This window comes from Paenibacillus sp. FSL R7-0048, from assembly GCF_038004505.1.
Classification (GTDB): Bacteria; Bacillota; Bacilli; order Paenibacillales; family Paenibacillaceae; genus Paenibacillus_AQ; species Paenibacillus_AQ odorifer.
On record NZ_JBBORF010000001.1, the window covers coordinates 2,288,932 to 2,309,093 of the forward strand.

Genomic DNA, 20,162 nt, shown 5'->3' on the forward strand with positions numbered 1-20,162 from the left:
CAATTATTAATCACTAATGGACCCCTGCGAGATTCATGCGGAGGTCCATTTTTTTTGTATAGAGGGTGTTTAGTTTCCGGCAGAGAGCTCATCGAGAGACATTTCGAAACTCGGTGCCATATGAGTCAGAAAATAATCCACTTCCTGCAGGTCAAGCCCACGAAGTTTTGCTGCTGTCTGCTCCTTCGCGGCGGCAAATTCTCGGTTTCCTGCAGCAACTTCCCATACGCATTTCAAATAAGCATCCAGCCGATCAGCGGCTTTCACATAGCTGTGCAGCAGAATGTCCTCCGAATCGGGAGGGCTGTCTTCCGGTCGTATAAGCTGAGTGTAGATGCTTTTCAGCTCTGATGGAATCATTCCAGTTAAGCGATCAGCCGCAACTTTCTCCATTTCGCGGAAGCTGGTGAGCAAGCGAGGATTGTTGTATTTTACCGGCGTGGCGATGTCACCTGTGAACACTTCGCTGGCATCATGGAACAGAGCTATGGTTGCTGCTCGTTCCGCGTTTAGTGAACGTCCAAAATGAACATTACCGATGGAACAGAGCATATGTGTGAGCAATGCAACATGAAAAGAATGCTCAGCGACGTTCTCCGGTGCGGTGCTGCGCATCAAGCTCCAGCGCTGAATATACTGAAGACGATATAGATAGGCAGAAAAATGGTAGCTCAATTTTAAAGTAACCCCTTTCATGCGGTGCTAGGTATGATATTATTATACTAATTGTATCAAACTTTAGATAACCTGGAACTGCCGAGAGGAGCTTGAATGAAGATGCAGCATTTTGAAGACAGTATTTATAACCTTATCGTAGAAACTTCCACGAATTTGCCGGGAGATGTACGCCGGGCAGTTGCAAAAGGTCGCGCGCTGGAAGACAGGGCTACCCGGTCCGGTCTTGCTTTAACCACGATTGCGCAAAATATCGGAATGGCTGAGCAGCAAGTGTCTCCGATCTGTCAGGATACGGGAATGCCTACATTTATCATTCACACCCCTGTGGGAATCAATCAGATTGAGATGAAAAAAGATATTCATAATGCCATTGTACGAGCGACCAAGAATGGTAAACTTCGTCCCAATTCTGTAGATTCATTAACAGGTGAGAATAGCGGAGATAACTTGGGTGCAGGCACACCAGTCATTCATTTCGAACAATGGGAAGAGGATAAAATAGACGTTAGACTTATTCTGAAGGGTGGAGGCTGCGAGAATAAAAATATTCAATACAGTCTCCCGGCAGAATTAGAAGGACTCGGCAAAGCGGGTCGGGATCTGGACGGAATCCGTAAATGTATTTTACACGCGGTATATCAGGCGCAGGGACAGGGCTGTAGTGCCGGTTTTATTGGCGTGGGTATCGGCGGTGACCGTACGACTGGCTACGAGCTGGCTAAGAAGCAGCTGTTCCGCAAAGTGGAGGATGTTAATCCAATAGAAGACCTTAGTAAGCTGGAAGACTATATTATGGAGAATGCTAACAAGCTTGGAATTGGCACGATGGGCTTTGGTGGTGAAGTATCGCTGCTGGGCTGTAAGGTTGGCGTAATGAATCGTCTGCCAGCTAGCTTTTTCGTATCCGTTGCTTATAACTGTTGGGCCTTCCGCCGCCAAGGGGTGCTGGTTGATCCATCCACAGGCAATATAGAGGATTGGTTGTATGAGAGTGGTACAGGGATATCTGTAGATGATGAAGGGGCACATGAATCTGAAGCAGTAATTGCTGAGGGAGCTAACAGCCCAGCCTCTGAATCGCGGGAAGTACGTCTTACAACGCCGATAAGTGAAGAGGATATCCGTAGTCTGCGTGTTGGAGACGTGGTTATTTTATCCGGTGAAATGCATACAGGCCGTGATGCTTTGCACAAATATTTAATGGATCATGAGTCTCCGGTAGATCTGGAAGGGGCTGTGATTTATCATTGTGGTCCTGTGATGATGAAAGATGAGGAAGGCTGGCATGTAAAAGCTGCGGGCCCAACTACGAGCATTCGTGAAGAGCCTTATCAAGGCGATATTATCAAAAAATTTGGAATCCGTGCAGTCATCGGAAAAGGTGGTATGGGTCCAAAAACGTTAAAAGCGTTGCAGGAGCACGGCGGGGTATACCTCAATGCGATTGGTGGAGCCGCCCAGTATTATGCAGAGTGTATTAAGAAGGTCAACGCTGTTGATTTTATGGAATTTGGTATTCCTGAGGCGATGTGGCATCTCGATGTGGAGGGTTTTGCAGCGATTGTGACGATGGATGCTCACGGCAACAGTCTGCATGCGGATGTGGAAAAAGATTCTGCAGCTAAATTGACTCAATTCAAGGAGCCGGTGTTTAAATAAATGGGGTTACAACCGGTGGATAAGTCATGAGGAGGGCAGATTCTCTGTATGGCTTTTCCATGGGTTTTAATCAAATTATAAGGATTTATATGTCCAGACTATAAATGATCCTTAAGGAACGCCGAAGGCGTTTTTACCTGTCTAAAGGAGGACAACGAATGGCACCACATTATATTAGAAATGGGTTTCTTAACGTTACGCCGTATTTTATTGCGGAAGATGCAGACCAATTGATAGATTTTGTTGTGCACTGCTTTGATGCCAAAATTATTGATATGCTGCGAAATGATGAGGGAAGGATTAGGCATGCCGAGGTCAGAATCGGTGATTCCATCATTGAGATTTCCGAAGCGAATGAAAAGTATTCACCGGTACAGCTTGCCATTCATCTTTATGTAAGAAATGTTGATGAGACCTACCGCAAGTGCCTGGATGCCGGGGCTTCTATTATTGAAGAACCACTGGATAAATCCTATGGAGAAAGAGGAGCAGGGGTTAGAGACCGTCAGGGTAATCAGTGGTTTCTTGCCACCCGTACAGAATAAACTCATGTGTTTTTACAAAAGTAATACAAAGTAACAGTCCAGAGTTAATCAACTCGGGCTGTTATTTTTATATAATCTACTCTGGGGGGCTTATGTCACGGTCATAGTCGTACTGGTATTTTGAAGAAAATGAAGTTAGGATAAAAGATACAATGATAAAGGGAGAGGCAAATTTCAGATGAAACCGTTTCGCGCTCGTCTTACGTTTATACTTATGGCCTTAATCGGTATTTCCATGATTGGTACTGGATTTACGATGGCTCATCTGTTTAAGAGCTCCCATATAACTGCTCTGGAAGAGAATATGTCCCGGGAAATAAGTTTGCTCTCAGGAACACTGGAATTTGTAGATATGAATTCTTCAAATGCGATCCCGTATTACACTGAACAGGCGGAGCATATTTCTAAACTTTTAGATTCTCGGATAACGTTTATTACAAAGTCGGGTAAAGTAATTGGCGATTCTGAGAAAAACCCCTTGGAAATGGACAACCACTCCAATCGTGAAGAAGAGATAGGGGCTGCGAAAGAGGGAACTGGACGGGCAATCCGTTACAGCGAAACTCTAAAGCATGAGATGTTATATGTGGCTGGAAAGGTAACTTCTGATCAGGGATTTGACGGCTATATTCGGGTCTCAATGGGACTTGATGCTGTAACGCAAGGTCTTAAGCATGCTTGGATGATCATGGCTGCAGGTCTAATTATCTTGTTCTTGTCAGCAACTATTGTGAGCTATAAAGTAGCTTCAAGCATGACTTCCCCGCTGGAGCAAATCACAAGAGTCGCCCGGCGGATTACCGATCTGGATTATGATGCCAGAGTTCATTTGAAGCGTAAAGATGAAGTTGGACAGCTGGCTACAGCGATTAATGCGATGGCAGACAGTCTTCAAGACCAGCTTAAGACGATTCGTGATAATGAGGATCTGCTGCAAAGCGTGCTGGATAATATGACGGGCGGCATCATAATGATCAATGCGGAAGAAGAGATTGCGCTGCTTAATCGAGCTTCAGAGCGAATGCTTGATGTCAGTAACGGTGAAATGGCGGGTCATTCGTACAAAGAGTTAAAACGGCATTATGAGCTAACCCGTCTGCTTGAAGAAGGGGTGTTAAGCCGGGAGCCGATTCATGAAGAACGAAGTATTTATAACCCAAGAGAGCGAATTGTACGGATGGACGCGGTTCCGATGATCCAGGATGGTACGTACAGAGGTATGCTTTTCCTATTGCAAGAGGTTACGGAAATTCGCCGTTTGGAGCGGATGCGTAGTGAATTTGTAGCTAATGTATCGCATGAACTCAAGACTCCGGTTGCAGCGGTCAAAGGGTTTGCCGAGACCTTGCTGGGTGGCGGAGTTAAAGATGAGAAGACGGCGAGATCCTTCCTGCAAATTATTTATGATGAGAACGAGCGTTTAAATCGCTTGATTGGAGATATTCTGGAATTATCTAAAATCGAATCTAAACGGGTGCAGCTCGATTGCTCACCGGTTCATATCATTGAATTCTTTGATTCCGTGCTGGGAACCATCAGTAAAGTCGCTGAGAAGAAAAACATTAGTCTTAATGTAGAGGTTCCTGAGGAGCTATTCATTGAGGCGGATGAAGATAAGCTGCGTCAAATCTTTATGAATCTGTTCTCTAATGCGATTAATTACACACATGAAGGCGGAAACGTAAAGGTCTACGTTAAGAGTCTACTGAAACCAGACGGCTCCGAAAATGTTCAATTTACTGTTAGCGATACAGGTATGGGGATTCCTAAAAAAGATCTGCCGCGTATTTTTGAACGTTTTTACCGGGTGGATAAGGCAAGATCCAGAAGCTCCGGCGGAACGGGATTGGGGCTGTCTATTGTGAAGCATTTGGTAGATATGCACCATGGAGTGATTTCAGTTGAAAGTGATTTGGGAATCGGCAGTTCCTTTGTGATTGAATTGCCTTTGCTGCAGGAAGAAAAGACCGATTAGATTTTTGTAAATTCACTTTTTCAATTTTACACTAAGTTAACATTACGGTGATATGATGGTTTTGTTGCTGTTTTGTAAAAATCAAACTATATGGAAGACGGGGGAACCTATGGCTCAACGATTGCTTGTCATTGAAGACGAACCGACACTAGCCCGGCTGCTGTCCTATAACTTAACGCAGGAAGGTTACGAGGTGACGGTAGAGGATCATGGAACGGCAGGATATGATCGTGCGACGAGGGAACCTTTTGACTTGATCGTATTGGATCTGATGCTGCCAGGAATGAATGGCATTGACATCCTTGATAAATTGCGTGGACAAGGTATCCGCACACCTATTATCGTATTAACTGCTAAAAATGCTGAAGAAGATGTGGTTAGAGGGCTGAAATCCGGTGCTGATGATTATATAACCAAACCTTTTGGGGTATCCGAATTGCTTGCAAGAGTGAGCGCTGTATTGCGGCGGATTTCCGGTCTTGCTGAGGAGGCTCCACAAGAGACACCTATATCTGCTTCTACGATCATTCTGGGACAACTAGAAATCTATCCTGAGCGGTATGAAGTTTCCCTAGGTGGACATAGCATTAACCTGCGACCTAAAGAGTTCGAGGTATTGTTATATTTGGCTCGTAAACCGGGGGTAGTGCTGACAAGAGATGATCTTATGAACGCTGTATGGGGCTTTGATTATATTGGTGGACAGCGCACCGTTGATGTGCACGTAAGTTCACTTCGTAAAAAGCTTGAGCTAGATCCAGAATCCGTCCATATCGATTCCATTCGAGGTGTAGGTTATAAATTAGTTGTTAACAAAAAGAGAGCTCCGGTCATTTAGCATGACTGGAGTTTTCTTCTTTATCCCGTTCATAAACAAGATTCAGGTGAGATTACACGCCGAATTGTAGGGAATACTATCACGTGGACTAATTCATCTTCACCAATTTTACATTGCGTTAACATTTCTCTCCAACTGTATTTACATTAAAAGCTTATTATGGAGAACGAAGATGATGAGAAGGAGACGTAAATACTAATGAAATCCATCATTGACATAGAGAAACTTGATCTCTACTATGAGTCATTTCACGCACTGAAGAATGTGAATCTGCAAATTCCGGAGAAACAGGTTACTGCTTTTATTGGACCTTCCGGTTGCGGAAAATCCACTCTGTTGCGCACGCTGAATCGTATGAATGATATGATTCCTGGTACACGTATTGAAGGAACTGTAAACATCGGCGGCAAAAATATTTATAGTGACGAGGTAGAGGTAGAAAGCCTGCGTAAGCAGGTGGGCATGGTATTCCAACAGCCCAATCCTTTTCCAAAGTCGATTTACGACAATGTAGCTTATGGTCCTCGCCTGCACGGCATTCGTTCAAAGAGCGAACTGGATGAGATTGTAGAGCAAAGTCTGCGTCATTCCGCGCTGTGGGAGGAAGTTAAAGATTTTCTGAAAAAATCTGCCCTTAGCTTGTCCGGCGGACAGCAGCAACGGCTGTGTATCGCCCGAGCTTTGGCAGTGCAGCCGGATATTCTGCTCATGGATGAGGCAACGTCTGCACTTGATCCTGTGTCTACGCTCAAGATAGAGGAGCTTGTACAGGAATTAAGAAGTAAGTATACAATCGTTATGGTTACTCATAACATGCATCAGGCGGCACGTGTATCTGGTCGAACCGTGTTTTTCTTGAATGGTGTAATTGTAGAGGCGGCGGATACAGAGGTGTTGTTCTCTACTCCTAAGGATTCCCGCACCGAAGATTATATTTCTGGACGTTTCGGCTGATACGGGCTACAAGGGCGCTCGTCCTTGGAAATGGCAAGCTGACCATACATTAATGAGGAGGATCGCTCTTACTATGATTCGCAGAAAAGAATTTGATAAAGATTTGGAAGAGCTGCGCAGTCTGCTGCAGCAGATGGGTGAACATGTAATAGATGCTCTTGGTGGAGCAATTGTTGCTTTACAGAATCTTGATACTGTGCGCGCTCAGGAAATCATTAAAGCAGATTTGCAGCTGAATGCCATGGAAGATAAAATCATGGAAATTGGCTCACGGCTAATTATTACACAGCAGCCTGTAGCAAAAGATTTGCGCCGCATTATCGTTGCTTTCAAAATATCTAGCGATTTGGAACGTATGGGTGACTTGGCTATTGATGTTGCGAAAGCAACTATGCGCATCCATGGACAGCAGCTGATCAAGCCGCTTGTAGACATTCCACGTATGGCGGAAATTGTGACGACCATGATTGATGAGGCTATCCAGTCTTATCTGGATGAGAACACGGATCTGGCTTATAGAATGGCACAAGATGATGATCAGGTCGATCAATTATATGGTTCGATGATCAATGAGCTATATAGTTATATGGTGGCAAAACCGGATTCTGTATCCCAAGCTATGTTATTAACGCTGGTAGGCCGTTATATTGAACGGATTGCCGATCATGCGACTAACATTGGTGAGAGTGTTGTTTATCTGGTCACAGGCAGCCGTCCGGACTTGAATCAGTAATTTGCACTTACACAGCTTTTGTTATATCTTTAGTTAAACTAAGTAGCCGCCCTTTTAAAAGGGCGGCTACTTGTTGTATATCCTTAACATATCAGCTTATCCCACTGTTTAGGTTGGTAAAGCCGTTTCTACTTGTACAGGGCATATGGTAAGATGTAAGGAGTAAGCATGAAAAAGGCGAGGTGCACTATGGACAAGTTGATACTTATAGATGGAAACAATATTATTTACCGTGCTTTTTTTGCGATGCCCCCGCTGACGAATACAGCAGGGCAACAGACAAATGCGGTGTACGGATTTACAACGATGCTGCTTCGTTTAATCGAAGAACATAAACCGACACATATGATTGTCGCTTTCGATGCAGGGAAAGTTACTTTTCGGCATGAAGGTTATCAAGATTATAAGGGCGGCCGGCAAAAAACACCGCCGGAACTCTCCGAGCAGTTCCCTTTGTTGAAGGAATTGCTGACTAATTTAGGTGTACCGCAGTTTGAAATTGGCAATTATGAGGCTGATGATATTATTGGCACCATTTCACGCCAGGCGGATGAAGCGGGACGGCAGGTTATGATCGTGTCGGGAGACAAGGATATGTTGCAGCTGGCCTCTGAACATACGACCGTTGCTTTAATCCGCAAAGGGGTCACCGAAGTTGAGCTTTATGGGCCGGAACAAATCCGGGAGAAATATGACCTAACCCCTGAGCAGATCATTGATCTTAAAGGGCTGATGGGCGATGCAAGTGATAACATCCCGGGAGTACCCGGCGTAGGTGAGAAGACAGCTTTGAAGCTGCTGCATCAATTTGGATCAGTGGAAGGTGTCTTAGCTGGAACCGGTGAGCTAAAGGGTAAAATGAAAGAGAAACTGGAAACCCATGCGGAAGATGCGGTGATGAGTAAAAAATTAGCGACCATCTATCGTGAAGTACCGCTTGAGCATTCGTGGGAAGACATGGTCTTCAATGGAATTTCAGCGGATACAGCCGGACCAGCGCTTGCCAAGCTGGAATTTAAATCATTGTTGGAACGTTTGTCGCTTAGTGCTTATGCTCCTGTTGCCGAGGGTGAGGAGAGTGCAGCTGAAGTAGAAGCTGCGGCACTTGATATTACGATCGTAAGTGAAGAAGAACTTAAGGAGCTCAGTGAAGCCCTGGCTGATATTTCGGCGTTGCATGTGGAATCGTATGGAGATAATCCGCATCGTGCCGAGGTAATCGGAATAGGATTGTCCTCTCTGGAGCGGCATTACTATGTGCCGTTTGAATTACTGCATAAACCGGCCGCTGCGAAGCTGCGTGATTGGCTAGGAGATGAAAAGGCTCCGAAAAGTGGATATGATCTTCACCGCGCTGATTTGGCTCTACACTGGCAGGGAATTGCTTTTGCAGGTGCAGCCCATGATGTGCAGCTGGCGGCTTATTTGCTTGATCCTACGGAGGCTAATCAGAATCTAAATGATCTCACTGCTAAATACGGCTTGCCGCGGCTCTCTCCTGATGAAGAGGTATTTGGTAAAGGTGCCAAATACAAAATCCCTGAGCTTGAAGTTTTAGGAAATCACGTTGCACGAAAGAGTGCAACGGTTCTTGGAATCGCACAGAAGCAACAGCAGGAGCTGGTGGAGACCGCAATGACAGGGCTATTCGAGGATCTGGAAATGCCTTTGTCACGGATTTTGGCGGATATGGAGAAACAGGGGATTGCAGTCAATGCTGGTGATCTTAAAGAGCTTGGAAAAGAATTCGAGGCGCAAATTTCCAAATTGGTCAGTGAAATATACGAGATTTGTGGCACTGAGTTTAATTTGAACTCACCAAAGCAGCTGGGTGAAATCTTGTTTGTAAAGCTAGGTCTGCCTGTCGTCAAGAAGACGAAGACGGGTTATTCCACGGATGCCGAAGTGCTTGAGAAACTGGCGCCATACCACGATGTGGTGCGTTTGATTCTGCAATATCGCACAATTGCAAAGCTGCAATCTACCTACGTAGAGGGGCTGCTTAAAGAAATTTCCCCGAACACAGGGAAGGTGCATACATTCTATCGGCAGACAATTGCCGCTACAGGACGGCTTAGCAGCCAATTCCCGAACTTGCAAAATATCCCGATTCGTCTAGAGGAAGGACGCAAAATCCGCAAGGTATTCGTTCCGTCCGAACCGGGCTGGTCCATCTTAGCAGCCGACTATTCGCAGATCGAACTGCGTGTGCTGGCACATATTTCCGGTGATGAGCGGATGAAGGAAGCCTTTCTGCATGATATGGATATTCACACGAAGACAGCGATGGATGTGTTCGGTGTGACCGCAGAACAGGTGGACAGTAATATGCGCCGTGCCGCAAAAGCCGTTAACTTTGGGATCGTCTACGGGATCAGTGATTACGGTCTCTCGCAGAATCTGAATATTCCGCGTAAGGAAGCCGCGCAATTTATTGAACAGTATTTTGAGGTTTATCAGGGTGTGCGCCGCTATATGGACGATATTGTAGTGGAGGCACGAAAGTATGGTTATGTGACCACATTGCTCGAACGTCGCCGTTATCTGCCGGAGATTAATGCGAAGAACTTTAATCTGCGCTCTTTTGCGGAGCGGACAGCAATGAATACACCTATACAGGGAACAGCAGCGGATATAATCAAGCTGGCGATGGTGCATATGGACAAGGCGTTATTTGATCGTGGGCTTAAGAGCCGTATGCTGCTTCAAGTACACGATGAGCTTGTATTCGAGGTGCCAGAGGATGAAATGGAGCTTATGAAGACGCTTTTGCCGGAAGTAATGGGTGGAGCCCTAAAGTTATCTGTGCCGCTTAAGGCAGAGGTCAGCTTTGGAAGTAACTGGTACGAGGCGAAATAGACTCCCTTTAAGGTGTGCATATCAGCTATAATGTAGTTGAGGTGAAGACATCATGCCGGAATTACCGGAAGTAGAGACAGTCAAGAGAACACTTAATGAGTTAGTTAATGGAAAGCAGATAGAGAATGTAACCGTCCGGTTGGCGCGGATTATTCAGCGTCCGGATGATATTCAGGCTTTTGCCCACCTGCTGGCAGGTCATAGCATTGTAAAAGTTGAACGAAGAGGAAAGTTTTTGCGTATTGTGCTGGATGGTCTGGTGCTTGTGTCACATTTACGGATGGAAGGCCGTTACGGACTTTTTTCAAATGATGACCCACTGGACAAGCATACACATGTGATTTTTCATTTTACGGATGGAACTGAGCTGCGTTACACGGATGTTCGCCAATTCGGGACAATGCATCTTTTTCAGATGGGAGAAGATCTTCAGCTGCCGCCTTTAAATAAGCTGGGGCAGGAGCCGCTGGAGCCTTCTTTTACACCGGAGAGGTTTAAGCAGATCGTGTCCGGTAAAAGCACCAAAATTAAATCGCTGCTGCTTAATCAGGAATATATCGTCGGCATCGGCAATATTTATGTAGATGAGTCGTTGCACCGTGCGGGTATCCATCCTGAAGACAGCGCCAAAGCGCTCACGGACAATCAATTGGACAAGCTGCATCATGCTATTGTAAGCACGCTGGCCGAAGCGGTTAACGCCGGAGGTTCATCTGTTAAGTCATATGTTAATGGCCAAGGTGAGAGCGGTACGTATCAGCAGCAGCTATTGATTTACGGTCGTAAGGATCAGCCGTGTAGTAACTGCGGAACGATGATTGAGAAGACGGTTGTAGGCGGTCGTGGCACGCATTATTGTCCAAATTGCCAGCGTCCGACTGTTCACTGAATTTGTTGAAATAATAAGGTTGGCACCCACTACTTGTCCCGCCCATATACTGTGTGAAGAATGCTTAATAGAGAACGGAAGCTGAAACGATAAAATTTCAGTTTTCCGGTTCTTCACAGGAGGGATTGCGGGTGCTCAGCCCATTATTTTCACTGCTATTGCTAGCGTTTGCCTTGAGTTTGGATGGTTTTGGTGTAGGAATTACATATGGGCTGCGTAAAATGAAAATACCACTGCTCTCCGTTCTGATTATCTCGCTCTGTTCGGGGGTAGTTATCTGTGTATCGATGCAGGTTGGGGTTTTGCTTGCCAAGGTAGTGTCTCCGAATGCAGCTTCTATAGTTGGTGCAGTTATACTTGTGCTAATGGGGTGCTGGTCGCTTGTTCAGATGCTGATGCAAAAAGAGAAAGATGCAGATGGCGGACGTAAAGCTGAAACGGTAGATAAGGGCTCATTTTCCGAGCAGGCTTGGGCAGAGGTAGCTGCTGATTCTGAAGCGGGTACAGAACCTGTTATGAATGATGAACCGTTGAAATCAGCTGTTTTTTCACTTGAGCTTCGCCGTTTGGGGATCGTAGTACAGATCTTGCGTACCCCGTCTTCTGCGGATATGGATGCCTCAGGAAGCATCTCTTCGATGGAAGCGATGATACTGGGGATTGCGCTCTCTCTGGATGCTTTTGGGGCTGGACTTGGCGCAGCGCTGCTTGGCTTCAATCCGATATGGACATCACTTACAATAGCTTTGTTTAGTGGTACATTTCTATTGCTGGGTATGAAGACTGGACTTAGATTTGCCGGGAACTACTGGATGAAGCATGCTGCCGCATTACCAGCGTTATTATTAATTGCAATGGGAATACTGAAGCTATTATGAGGTGAGTACATGATTATAGGCTTAACCGGAGGAATCGCATCCGGAAAAAGCACAGTGTCTGCACTGCTTGTGAACAAGGGAGCGAGGCTGGTTGATGCCGATGTGATCGCCAGAGAAGTTATGCTTCCCGGGCATGAAGTGTTGGCTGCTGCTGCTAAGCAATTCGGAAAAGAGATCCTTTTTACGGATGGAACACTGAATAGGGCCAAATTAGGTGAAATCGTCTTTCAAGATCCTGTGGCCCTGCAAACCTTGAACAATTTGACGCATCCTGCCATCCGGCAGGAAATCAAAGACCGTATGTACAGCATGGAGCAGGAAGAGCCGAAGCGGCTTATTATTGTGGATATTCCGCTTCTTTTTGAATCAGGGCTTGAGACCCTGTTCCATGAGATTGTAGTAGTGTACGTTCCCCGTGATATGCAAATTGCTCGATTAATGGAACGTAATAGGCTCTCTTTAGAAGAAGCAGAAGCGCGATTGAATGCACAGATGGATATTGAACAGAAACGTAATAAAGCGGACTACATCATCGACAACAGTGGCGATCTTGCGTACACTGAGCAACAGGTTGCTGTTTTTTGGGACAGGCTGGGTTTATCATGAAATGGCTACGTAAAAAAAGAGTACTGCTTCTGCTATTTGTGGGTTTTACGGCAATATTGTTTCTGAGTACTAACTGGATGTCGTGGTTTTATCCCATCCATTTTAAAGATGAGATTCGCAAGCACAGCATCACTTATGAGATAGACCCGTTTCTTGTAACCGCGATTATTCGTGTAGAAACGAACTTCAAAACTGGACGAGAATCCAAAAAAGGCGCACTAGGGCTGATGCAGCTTATGCCGGATACCGCGAAGTGGGCGCTGGAAAAGGCCAAGCTTCCAAACGTATCTATGGAAGAACTCAAGCATGAGCCTTCGGCTAATATTGAACTGGGTACATGGTATCTTTCAACTTTATCCCGTCAGTTCGAAGGCAAACGTACAGCAATTATCGCAGCCTATAATGCTGGGCCCGGAAAAGTTCAACGCTGGTTGGACGAAGGGGTCTGGGATGGGACAGATGCAACCATTAAAGATATTCCCATTGGTGAAACCAGGCATTATGTACAGCGCGTTAATTATTACTATGATCAGTACACGGACATTTACAAAGAATTTTAATTTCTACCGTGTTATGTATAAAAAGAAGTATTAAACGACCTGTAGGTCGTTTAATACTTCTTCAAAAAGCTTATGTTGGTCAGGTTATTTGTATTGACCTGCCAGTTGTTGTTCTGCCAGGGTTACAAGACGTTTAGTGATGTAACCACCGATCGAACCATTTTCATAAGAAGTTTTATTGCCTTGGTAACCATCTGGGGAAAGCGTGATTCCTAGTTCTTGGGCAACTTCGTATTTAAGTTGTTCCAAGGCACCGCGGGAATTTGGAGCTACAAGGTTATTGGAGTTGTTGCTTTGGCTCATTGCTGTTCACCTCCTCTGTTGGTAACTGTATTATGTGCCGGACTTGCCATTATCATTACAAGAAAAAAACGGTGATTTCTGGAAATAATAAAAAAGCCGTTCAAAAGCCGGATTTATAACGTGCCGGGACCCATACCATTATGTAATAGGAAGTGATGAAGCTTATGAAATGCCCTTACTGTGATCACACAAATACTAAAGTGCTGGACTCGCGACCAGCGAATGAAAATAAGTCAATCCGTCGTAGGCGTGAATGTGAGCGTTGCAGCAAACGTTTCACTACTTTTGAAATGATTGAAGAAACGCCACTGATTGTAATTAAAAAAGACGGCAGCCGTGAGGAATTCAGTCGTGATAAAATACTCCGCGGTCTCATCCGTGCTTGTGAGAAACGGCCGGTTTCTGTGGAACGTCTAGAAAAGATCGTGTCCGAGGTTGAGAAATCTCTGCGCGGCATCGCCGTTGCGGAAGTGGAAAGCCAACAGATTGGTGAATTCGTGATGGAGCAGCTCTACCCAGTAGATGAAGTGGCTTACGTTCGTTTTGCGTCCGTATATCGCCAGTTCAAGGATATTAATATGTTCATGAAGGAACTCAAGGGGCTGCTATCCAAGAGTACGGGAGAATTAGAGGGATTATAGGGTTTTGTCCAGTTAGGGCGTACAGCCAATCCTAGGGTCTGTTAGGAGTGCTTGTACTGGTTTGTTTCCTCTGAGTTTTGAGCGGGGAATTTGAGTGGAAAAATGAATTTTAAAAAAAGTGTTGACATAGAGGGCGATTTTTTATATTATATAGAAGTCGCCTACGACGCTTGAGTTTATCGGAACAACTCAATTACGACCAAACTAAAATTAAAAAATGTGTGATTACATACATCTGAAATTTCAGTTTGGGGCCATAGCTCAGCTGGGAGAGCGCATCGCTGGCAGCGATGAGGTCAGGGGTTCGATCCCCCTTGGCTCCACCAAACATCATATGGACTCTTAGCTCAGTTGGTAGAGCAGTAGACTCTTAATCTATTTGTCCAGGGTTCGAGCCCCTGAGAGTCCATCCTAAAGAAACGGCAGAAATGCCGTTTTTTTGCTGTTTGGGGAAGAGTGACTTTTTATTTGGTTTTGATCGTGGTATAGTTTGGGTAGATAAAACGTACAATGCAAAGAGAGTCGTGCGGAAACACGACTCCCAGTGCAATAGCCGCTTTTAAGGGCGGCGGCTTCGGAAGTTTAGTCAGGAAATAGACCGCATTCCTTTGCGAGAGGGCGGTCTATTTCTTTTTGAGGTAGTTGAGCAGTGCAATAATGAACATGCCGAACATGAACATCAGTGACAATTGCTGACTTCAATTACAGACAATCCATATCTAAAGAAACAGCAAGATGCTGTTTCTTTTTTTGTTCCCATTTATTAATTATCATTAAATCCATTAAACTCCTGAAGCATTTGGATAAAGGTTTCAAGCTGTTGATTATCCCATTGGGCTATGCGCTCATAAAATATGAACTCCTTATCCTGTAACGCGTCAAAGGTTTTTTGTCGTCCAAGATCAGTGAGAGTAAGAAGGATCGCTCGACGATCATTAGGAGAGTCTTCTCTTCTAACATAACCCAAATTCTCGAGTTGCTTGATGAGACGGCTGACTGAACTACGATCCATAGCCGTTGATTCTGCCAACACAGAGGCGCTTGTTGGTCCATAAGAGTACAGCCAACGGACTATATGGAAAGCAGCAGGCTGTATAGATGAATCGAAAGCGGCAGCAGTTCTGACATTTAGGGCATGCGAAGCACTAATGAGGGCACTAATTTGTCCACCTAGCTTCAGTTCTAATTGCCCTCTCAACGTGTCTTTACGTTCGGCATTCATTGTTTTGACCACCTAACCTTGTATTTTAAAGTTGTCATACATCTATTTAGTTGACATATGTCAATCATCAACATATAGTTGATATATATCAATTATATGATTTGGACAATACGCTGTCAAAATGAAATTGCCCCTGATGAATTCCTGATATAAAGGAGAATGTAGATGATGACAAAGCCGATTATTGTAATTACTGGAGCTACAAGCGGTTTGGGACAACTCGTTGCACTTGAAATGGCTAAGCGAGGTGCCCATCTTGTTCTGACTGCAAGGAGTAAAACGCGTTCGGAAGCAACTGGAAAAATGATAAAGGAGAGCGTACCAGCAGCCGAAATTAGTTTTTTTTACGGAGACCTATCCTCAATGAGGGATGTCACTAGGTTAGGACAAGAAATATCTAATGTTTTTCCGAAGATAGACGTGTTAATAAATAACGCAGGGCTTCATGGGTTTGAACAGCGGATAACTGCCGATGGATTCTCAGAAATGATGGCTGTGAACTATTTTGCACCATGGTTATTGACACATACCTTAGAACGTTCTTTGAGAGCAGCAGGAAGTGCAAAAATCATAAATGTTGCTTCAGAAGCTTCACGCCGTCATGGAGTGCTAAAGTTGCCAGAAGATTTGCTCAATACAGCTTCTTTTACTTCCAGAGGATCTTCTGAGATTTATGGGAAAACCAAACTGTTAAATATTATGTTTACCAGTGAGCTTGCACGCCGCTGGGCGGGAACGGGAATCAGTGTTCATGCATTGAATCCGGGTTTTAACGTTACAGGTCTCGGGCGTGAACTTTGGTTTTCTTCGATGCTTAAGCACTTATTGAATTTCTTTCGTATTGGCGATCCTCGTAAAGGAGCGGAGATCATTATTCGTTTAATGAGCGATCCTAAGTATCAAGAGAGCAGTGGGGGATATTTTAACGTTGGGACAGGCAATCCCATTGTACCCGTCCAACCGGGAGGAGATAGGGTAATGGAAAATAAATTATGGAACGATACGCGAGACATTTTGCAGCAGAAAGGTTTCTTTGGAAACTGATTTAATTAGTGAAACTAACCTCATGTCCGTTCGAATCACCCATTCATGATCCTGCGGACTGTATAGCTCTTATTTTCTTTATTTAGTGAAATTAGTCGAGTGATCGGACCGTAGCGCACTTATTTCCTCTCCAGTAGCAGTATTTTGTTTTGAAAAGACTAAATAAGTGCGTAGGAGTCCGATAGCTTGGGAAAATGCCCCATAATGAGAAAATAAGAGCACCTCGGTCCGTTGTATCTCAACCTTCCGCCAGTCCGACATTTTATAGTACTACGATCAGAAATAGACCGATCCCTTGTGAGAGAGGGCGGTCTATTTTACCGTTCCCGTTAGTTACCGTATTCCTTCAAAAGCGTACCTCACCAACTGCTGCACATAAGCATCGTCTATCGGTTGGCCGGTCACCAGCAAGCGGTAGAATATCGGCCCGTAAATAAGATCGGTAACAACTTCAATATCGAGATTATCCTTCAATTCCCCGCGCTGAACACCTCGTTCCATAAGCAGCCGTGCCTCAAGCCGGCGAGGCTGGAAATATCGGGTCCGATAAGCTTCCGCCAAGCCTGAATCCATCTGTCCTTCGCCAATGATCTCCGTAATGATTTTACCCTCTCGACTAATCAGGAACCGGGATAAGTTCGTTGCATGCATGAGAATATCATCGAATACTGAACCTGTGTCAGGTACGGGCAGTCTGTCCGCAGCGGAGGATAGGAATCCATCCATCACCACGGCAGCCTTGTTAGGCCACCATTTATATATCGTAGCTTTGCTGACCTTGGCACGATCCGCTATTTTTTCCACCGTAACTGCTCCAAAACCATTTTCCAATAACAAATCATAGGAAGCGGAAAGAATAGACTTCTCCGTCTCAACATTACGCGGACGTCCTCGTTTAATCTCCATCTGAAATCACCCTTTCGTTAATCTGTCTCCAATCAAAATATAAACTATACGTTCAGTATACTAAAAAAATCTGGGAAAATAAATGACCATCGCCTATTTACAAAACGATACGTTCAGTATATTATTTAAACATGAATTAGTGAACTGAACGTATAGTATTTAAATTATTATGACCATCTGAGGAGGATTCATATGCAAAAAGAACAAGCGGCGAAAGAGAACCACATTTCAAGTTGGATGATGTTTATGTTAGCAGCGGCATGCGGGCTTATCGTGGCCAATCTTTATTATGCTCAAACCCTTGTCGGACCTATCAGTGTCTCGACAGGACTTTCTTCTACAGCCGCAGGCTTGATCGTCACTTTAACTCAAATCGGTTATGTTGTAGGTTTGTTATTTATCGTGCCGCTGAGTGACATTGTTGAGAATCGGCGTCTCACGATAATCACGTTAATGGTTGCAGTCGGTGCATTGCTGGTTGCAGCCTTCGCAGCTAATGCGGCTTTGTTCCTGACAGCATCTTTGTTTATAGGAACCGGTTCTGTGGTAGCTCAAATCCTGGTGCCTTATGCCACCTATTTAGCGTCTGAAGAGCAGCGTGGGCGTGTGGTTGGTAATGTTATGAGTGGACTTTTACTTGGTATTATGTTTGCCCGGCCCGTGGCAAGCTTTATCACCAGCATCTGGGGATGGCAAGCCGTGTTTATTTTTTCAGCGGTCGTTATCACGTTGTTAGCCATTCTTCTGTCGCGATTTCTTCCTCAACGTAAACCTGCACCTTCGGTAAGCTATGGTAAATTAATTGTCTCTTTAGGCACCCTTTTAAAACAAACGCCTATATTGCGCCGACGTGCCTTATATCAAGCTTGTTTATTTGGAGCTTTTAGTCTCTTTTGGACGGTGGTTCCGTTGCGGTTGGCGGATGATTTTGGAATGTCGCAGCAAGGGATCGCATGGTTTGCTTTAGTAGGTGTTGGTGGGGCTGTAGCCGCGCCGATTGCTGGAAGACTGGCAGATAAAGGTTGGAGTAAATGGTTAACCGGGCTGGCCATGATCATTGCCACCTTGTCTTTTTTACTAATTCATCTTTTCCATAGCAACTCAACTTTTGCTCTCGTTCTGCTCTTTATTTCCGCGATTACATTGGATATGGCCGTATCCGGAAATCTTGTACTCGGACAGCGTGTGATTTATTCATTGGGAAGTGAAGCGAGGGGACGTCTTAATGGGATCTTTATGGCGATTTTCTTCGTGGGTGGAGCCGTTGGATCATCTTTGGGTGGTTGGGCTTATGCCTATGGGGGATGGACCTTCGCCTCACTCATCGGAGTGATCCTGCCGCTATTGGCTTTGGTTTACTTTTTCACTGAAAAAAGATCAACTAAAGCTGTTGAATAAAGCCTTGCTTTAAGTGTGGGGTTGGGTTTACGGCAGAATAGACCGCTACCTTTGGTTAGGGCGGTCTATTTCTTTTTGAGGTAATAACGCTTGATAAACGTTAGTTATGCTCCGCTAACTGCACCTCAAACCCGTCCGGGTCCAGGATATAAAAGAACCGCAGGTGGGGATTGGGTGCGATTGGTCCGCGCGCTACTGGGATACCTTGGCTTTTTAAACTCTCCATCGCTTCATCAATTGACTCCACTTCGAAACCCACAGAAACGCCACATTCCGGCTTCAAAGCCGGGTCACTTCCCTGAATAAGCTCGATCTTGGGTTGCCCTTCCAGACCTAACATGACGATCTGTTTTCCACTGCTCTCAAATCTACGCTCAATGGGTAGCCCCAGTATCCGGTTATAAAAATGAAGGGAAGCCTCCAGATCGCGGACCCGAAGCGTAATCCAATTCATACTCAATTTCATGTTTTATAGTCTCCTCTGATGAATATTCTATTTCGTATATTATACGCTATCGTCTTGCCCGGAAACAGGGAGAATGGGAATCAAGAACGTTTAATGAGGATAAAAGCCCGCAAAATCAGCTGTGCAACCAGTGGTTGACAGTATGTAAGGGTAGATAGGTAATCAATTACAGAACGTTATAATATGATGAGCATGAGGTGATGGCGAATGGACTTTGCAAATAAATTGCAAAGCTATAGGAAACAGAGAGGAATGTCCCAGGAGAACTTAGCGGAGGTGATTGGTGTTTCGCGGCAAGCCGTGTCTAAGTGGGAATCAGGTCAATCCTATCCCGAAATGGATAAGATGATTAGTTTAAGTGAATTATTTCACGTAAGTTTGGATCATCTGGTGAAGGATGCTTCAAGCGATACCAAAGCAGAGCATGTCGCAAGCCCCGTATATGTAGATCTGAATTCCTTGTTTCATTATGAGTACAAAAGTAAGAGAACATGCTTTGGAATTCCTCTGGTTCATATCCATATCGGGCGGGGGCTATACGTTGCCAAAGGGGTTATTGCCATAGGTAATGTTGCGATTGGTGCGGTATCCATTGGTATTGTTGCTTTGGGCGGATTATGTTTAGGTGCGCTTGCTTTAGGACTCATCAGTTTTGCAGGTCTGGCTCTAGGGCTTTTGTTAGCCGTTGGGGGCATTGCGGCGGGTACAATGGCCGTTGGTGGAATAGCATTGGGGATATTTGCTGTTGGAGGTTTAGCTGTAGGTATGTTCTCCTTGGGTGGTCTCTCTATCGCTTCCCATATTGCAATGGGTGGATATGCAAGCGGGCATATAGCTATAGGGGATACCGTAAAAGGTGCTTATACCTTTATTACTCAAGATAATAATTTCAACGATATCAAGGGGGAGGAGGTAAGAAAGTTAATTCAGCAAGAATATCCACATCTTTGGAAGCCCATTGTGCAGGGAATTATTTCAATCTTCAAATAGCTGATTAATTTGCGGAAA

21 protein-coding genes and 2 tRNA genes are annotated in these 20,162 nt (G+C 44.9%); 17 read left to right on the top strand and 6 right to left on the bottom strand.

From position 1 onward, the window contains the following. Window positions 1–69: 69 nt before the first annotated feature. A complete protein-coding gene (gene yfbR, locus NSQ91_RS09950) occupies window positions 70–675 on the bottom strand; it encodes a 5'-deoxynucleotidase (protein ID WP_143762727.1) in 606 nt (201 codons plus the stop codon). A gap of 102 nt (window positions 676–777) precedes the next feature. Between yfbR and NSQ91_RS09955 the strand changes: the two genes are divergently transcribed. The 11 genes from NSQ91_RS09955 (at window position 778) to NSQ91_RS10005 (ending at window position 13,174) form a co-directional block, all read left to right on the top strand. Further along, window positions 778–2,337: a fumarate hydratase gene (locus NSQ91_RS09955; protein WP_076125145.1), complete on the top strand. Its 1,560-nt coding sequence runs from the start codon at window positions 778–780 to the stop codon at window positions 2,335–2,337. Between the two features lie 158 nt (window positions 2,338–2,495). Beyond that, a complete protein-coding gene (locus NSQ91_RS09960; protein WP_076124919.1) occupies window positions 2,496–2,882 on the top strand; it encodes a VOC family protein in 387 nt (128 codons plus the stop codon). Between the two features lie 178 nt (window positions 2,883–3,060). Next, window positions 3,061–4,857, top strand: a complete 1,797-nt coding sequence (gene pnpS, locus NSQ91_RS09965) for a two-component system histidine kinase PnpS (RefSeq protein ID WP_076124920.1) — start codon at window positions 3,061–3,063, stop codon at window positions 4,855–4,857. 109 nt (window positions 4,858–4,966) lie between these two features. Then, a complete protein-coding gene (locus NSQ91_RS09970) occupies window positions 4,967–5,695 on the top strand; it encodes a response regulator transcription factor (protein WP_036678951.1) in 729 nt (242 codons plus the stop codon). Window positions 5,696–5,893: 198 nt separating this feature from the next. Beyond that, window positions 5,894–6,649 (top strand): phosphate ABC transporter ATP-binding protein PstB, encoded by a 756-nt coding sequence (gene pstB, locus NSQ91_RS09975; RefSeq protein WP_036678954.1) that lies wholly within the window; start codon window positions 5,894–5,896, stop codon window positions 6,647–6,649. A 73-nt stretch (window positions 6,650–6,722) separates the two neighbouring features. Beyond that, window positions 6,723–7,382, top strand: a complete 660-nt coding sequence (gene phoU, locus NSQ91_RS09980) for a phosphate signaling complex protein PhoU (RefSeq protein ID WP_036678957.1) — start codon at window positions 6,723–6,725, stop codon at window positions 7,380–7,382. Between the two features lie 189 nt (window positions 7,383–7,571). Next, window positions 7,572–10,241 (top strand): DNA polymerase I, encoded by a 2,670-nt coding sequence (gene polA / locus NSQ91_RS09985; RefSeq protein ID WP_076191179.1) that lies wholly within the window; start codon window positions 7,572–7,574, stop codon window positions 10,239–10,241. A gap of 52 nt (window positions 10,242–10,293) precedes the next feature. Then, a complete protein-coding gene (gene mutM, locus NSQ91_RS09990) occupies window positions 10,294–11,130 on the top strand; it encodes a DNA-formamidopyrimidine glycosylase (protein ID WP_076124923.1) in 837 nt (278 codons plus the stop codon). Window positions 11,131–11,261: 131 nt separating this feature from the next. After that, window positions 11,262–12,008 carry a manganese efflux pump gene (locus NSQ91_RS09995; RefSeq protein ID WP_076124925.1) on the top strand — a complete coding sequence of 249 codons (747 nt, stop codon included), beginning with the start codon at window positions 11,262–11,264 and terminating at the stop codon, window positions 12,006–12,008. Window positions 12,009–12,017: 9 nt separating this feature from the next. Beyond that, window positions 12,018–12,614 (top strand): dephospho-CoA kinase, encoded by a 597-nt coding sequence (gene coaE, locus NSQ91_RS10000; RefSeq protein ID WP_076124927.1) that lies wholly within the window; start codon window positions 12,018–12,020, stop codon window positions 12,612–12,614. Then, window positions 12,611–13,174: a lytic transglycosylase domain-containing protein gene (locus NSQ91_RS10005; protein WP_076124928.1), complete on the top strand. Its 564-nt coding sequence runs from the start codon at window positions 12,611–12,613 to the stop codon at window positions 13,172–13,174. The genes coaE and NSQ91_RS10005 overlap by 4 nt, the downstream gene beginning before the upstream one ends. Window positions 13,175–13,258: 84 nt before the next feature. Here NSQ91_RS10005 and NSQ91_RS10010 read toward each other — a convergent pair whose 3' ends face one another. Further along, window positions 13,259–13,477: an alpha/beta-type small acid-soluble spore protein gene (locus NSQ91_RS10010; protein WP_036678974.1), complete on the bottom strand. Its 219-nt coding sequence runs from the start codon at window positions 13,475–13,477 to the stop codon at window positions 13,259–13,261. 164 nt (window positions 13,478–13,641) lie between these two features. On the opposite strand from NSQ91_RS10010, the gene nrdR reads away from it, so the two are divergent. From nrdR to NSQ91_RS10025, 3 genes are all read left to right on the top strand, one after another. Continuing rightward, window positions 13,642–14,118: a transcriptional regulator NrdR gene (nrdR, locus tag NSQ91_RS10015; protein ID WP_036678976.1), complete on the top strand. Its 477-nt coding sequence runs from the start codon at window positions 13,642–13,644 to the stop codon at window positions 14,116–14,118. Window positions 14,119–14,368: 250 nt separating this feature from the next. Then, window positions 14,369–14,444 (top strand) — tRNA-Ala (locus NSQ91_RS10020). A gap of 10 nt (window positions 14,445–14,454) precedes the next feature. Further along, window positions 14,455–14,527, top strand: a tRNA-Lys gene (locus tag NSQ91_RS10025). Window positions 14,528–14,741: 214 nt separating this feature from the next. On the opposite strand, the gene NSQ91_RS31995 is transcribed toward NSQ91_RS10025, so the two are convergent. After that, entirely contained in the window at window positions 14,742–14,807 is a 66-nt protein-coding gene (locus NSQ91_RS31995) for a putative holin-like toxin (protein WP_367946865.1), read from the bottom strand. A 74-nt stretch (window positions 14,808–14,881) separates the two neighbouring features. Continuing rightward, complete coding sequence (locus NSQ91_RS10030) at window positions 14,882–15,340, bottom strand: MarR family winged helix-turn-helix transcriptional regulator (protein WP_076184289.1); 459 nt, start codon at window positions 15,338–15,340, stop codon at window positions 14,882–14,884. Window positions 15,341–15,505: 165 nt separating this feature from the next. On the opposite strand from NSQ91_RS10030, the gene NSQ91_RS10035 reads away from it, so the two are divergent. Further along, window positions 15,506–16,384, top strand: coding sequence for an SDR family NAD(P)-dependent oxidoreductase (locus NSQ91_RS10035; RefSeq protein WP_076304386.1), 879 nt, complete (start codon window positions 15,506–15,508; stop codon window positions 16,382–16,384). Window positions 16,385–16,717: 333 nt separating this feature from the next. Here the strand turns inward: NSQ91_RS10035 and NSQ91_RS10040 are convergent, their stop codons facing one another. Further along, window positions 16,718–17,290, bottom strand: coding sequence for a TetR/AcrR family transcriptional regulator (locus tag NSQ91_RS10040; protein ID WP_076304387.1), 573 nt, complete (start codon window positions 17,288–17,290; stop codon window positions 16,718–16,720). 192 nt (window positions 17,291–17,482) lie between these two features. Between NSQ91_RS10040 and NSQ91_RS10045 the strand changes: the two genes are divergently transcribed. After that, window positions 17,483–18,688: an MFS transporter gene (locus NSQ91_RS10045; protein WP_076304388.1), complete on the top strand. Its 1,206-nt coding sequence runs from the start codon at window positions 17,483–17,485 to the stop codon at window positions 18,686–18,688. Between the two features lie 100 nt (window positions 18,689–18,788). Here NSQ91_RS10045 and NSQ91_RS10050 read toward each other — a convergent pair whose 3' ends face one another. Beyond that, on the bottom strand, window positions 18,789–19,154 hold the full coding sequence (locus tag NSQ91_RS10050; RefSeq protein WP_081386206.1) for a VOC family protein: 366 nt from the start codon (window positions 19,152–19,154) through the stop codon (window positions 18,789–18,791). A gap of 207 nt (window positions 19,155–19,361) precedes the next feature. Here NSQ91_RS10050 and NSQ91_RS10055 point away from each other — a divergent pair, with 207 nt between their 5' ends. Beyond that, window positions 19,362–20,144 carry a helix-turn-helix domain-containing protein gene (locus tag NSQ91_RS10055; protein WP_036679206.1) on the top strand — a complete coding sequence of 261 codons (783 nt, stop codon included), beginning with the start codon at window positions 19,362–19,364 and terminating at the stop codon, window positions 20,142–20,144. Window positions 20,145–20,162 lie beyond the last annotated feature (18 nt).